We start from the raw sequence: 2,019 nt of genomic DNA, 5'->3' as shown, positions 1-2,019 counted from the left end.
CGAACAAGGCCGAGGCGAAGGATGACGCCGCGCCGCACGGCGAGCTGATCGCGAAGTAGTCGAGGTTGTCATGCCGGACTTGATCCGGCATCCACGTTGGCGTGTCAATGCCTCATGCGACTGCAGCAGCGTTGGCACCTCGCGTCGCGGCAGGCGGTGTCCGGCAGGGGCTCACGGTGTGGCGGTCTCCGCTGACGCTCCGACTTCGCTGTGATGATCGGCCTGGGACCGGCACGCGCAACTCACTGCGCGCCCTGAGGCCGCTACGTTCAGACAAGGCGCCGTGAGCATGAGACGAAGCGCGCAAGCGCGCCCGGCCCCAGGCCGATCATCACAGCCGCCACACAGATCGCCCCTGCCGGACACCGCCTGCCGCGAGGAACCGGGTTGGCGCGCGGCGGTGCGGCGTTTCTCTTTCGAGGCATGGATGCCGGATCGAGTCCCACTGCTGTCCGGAATAAATCGGACCAAGCCGGGTAAGTGGCTGTTGCGCCTGCCGAATTTCGCCAGGACCTGAAGGTCGATTCAAAAATCCAGGTGGAGTGCGCAGGTCGAGCGGCACTTCATACAGTGGTCGGTGCTGCGCGGGCGGGGGTTTGGCAGGAAAAGTGTTGCGGGATGAGCCGAGGGGAGTTAGAACCCCAGTCGCCAAACCTTTCAACAACTCACCCGCAACATGCACAGCATAAGTCGAATCCAGCAGATTCTGAAGGCGGTGCCGCGCCGCACCTTTGCTCAGGCCGTGGCACACCACCAAGGCGATCGGCATGTGAAGAAGTTCACCTGCTGGGACCAACTGGTGGCCATGCTGTACGTGCAGCTGGCCGGCGCGGACAGCCTGCGGCAGCTGGAGGCGGGCTTTAACCCGCAGGTCAACCACCACTACCACCTGGGCACGGGCTGCGTGCGCAGGACCACGCTGGCGGATGCCAACAAGAAGCGCAGCCCTTTGATCTTTGCGCAGTTGCTGCAGGCGCTGATCGCGCAGGCCGGGCGAGCCGCCAGAGCGCAGCGCGAGGAGCTGCTGTACCTGCTGGATGCCACCACTGTGGGCCTGCCTGGGCGCTGCAAGGAGCTGCGCGGGCATGCCAGCGCGCATGGCAACCATGGCATCAAACTGCATCTGCTACTAGACGCCAACAACGCGGCGGTGGCTGGTGCCAGCATCACAGCGGCCAATGTCAATGACGTCACCGAGGGCCAAAAGATCGAGATCGAGTCGGGCGCGACGTATGTGTTCGACAAGGGCTACTGCAACTACAACTGGTGGCACAGCATGGAGCAGAAGAAAGCGCGCTGGGTCACCCGATGGCGTCGCGACGCGGCCCTGAAGGTGGTCAGCGAGCGGGCTGTGAAGCCTGGTCAAAGCGAGGTCCTGCGCGACAGCGTCGTTGCGTTCGCGCTACCCATACCGCGCGGAGGGCATCGAAATTCATACAGTGGTGCTCAGCTAAGGCGCATCGAGATCGCACGCCCGAATGACGTGCCGCTGGTGCTGGCCACCAACGACCTGGTCAGCGCGCCCGAGGAGATCGCCCTGCTGTACAAGCGGCGCTGGCAGATCGAGCTGTTCTTCAAGTGGGTCAAGCAACACCTGCAGATCGGGCGCTTCTTGGGAGCCAACGAGAACGCCATTCGCATCCAGCTGCTCACGGCACTGATCGCCTACATGCTGGTGCTGATCCTGAAGAAGGCCACGCAGTTCAAAGGCTCGCTGTGGATGCTTCTGGCCGAGCTGCGCGCCTGCCTGTTCCAACGTCCCCAGACCGAGCAGTCCTACTGGCGACGACGACGAGCAAAGCAAGCCTTCATCGCCGCCGTTCAACCGGAGCTGTTCCTATGACAAAACATTCCGGACAGCAGTGGATCGAGTCCGGCATGACAGCCGAGTGTGGCCGTCATTGCGAGCTCGCGGGCCGTCATTGCGAGCTTGACCCGCAATCCATGCCGGCACGCCAACCAGCCTCCGGCGAAGGCGCGTGTGGGCGGGCTGCGGCGCGTACGAACGAAACACAAGGC

At 63.7% G+C, this 2,019-nt stretch carries 2 protein-coding genes; both read left to right on the top strand.

The window, feature by feature from the left end:
- Positions 1–676 precede the first annotated feature (676 nt).
- On the top strand, positions 677–1,843 hold the full coding sequence (locus V6M61_RS03780) for an IS4 family transposase (protein WP_332775231.1): 1,167 nt from the start codon (positions 677–679) through the stop codon (positions 1,841–1,843).
- On the top strand, positions 1,840–2,019 hold a 180-nt coding region (locus V6M61_RS03775), incomplete at its 3' end, for a hypothetical protein (protein WP_332775230.1). The genes V6M61_RS03780 and V6M61_RS03775, both read left to right, overlap by 4 nt.

It is taken from the genome of Polaromonas sp., from assembly GCF_036676035.1.
In the GTDB taxonomy this organism is placed as follows: Bacteria; Pseudomonadota; Gammaproteobacteria; order Burkholderiales; family Burkholderiaceae_C; genus Polaromonas.
The sequence above is the reverse complement of the archived record's forward strand: the minus strand, read 5'-3'. Positions and strand labels throughout refer to the sequence as shown.

Bases quoted from the DNA above. Each gene is read 5' to 3' on its own strand.
- V6M61_RS03780 (WP_332775231.1), top strand. From the start codon at position 677: ATGCACAGCATAAGTCGAATCCAGCAGATTCTGAAGGCGGTGCCGCGC.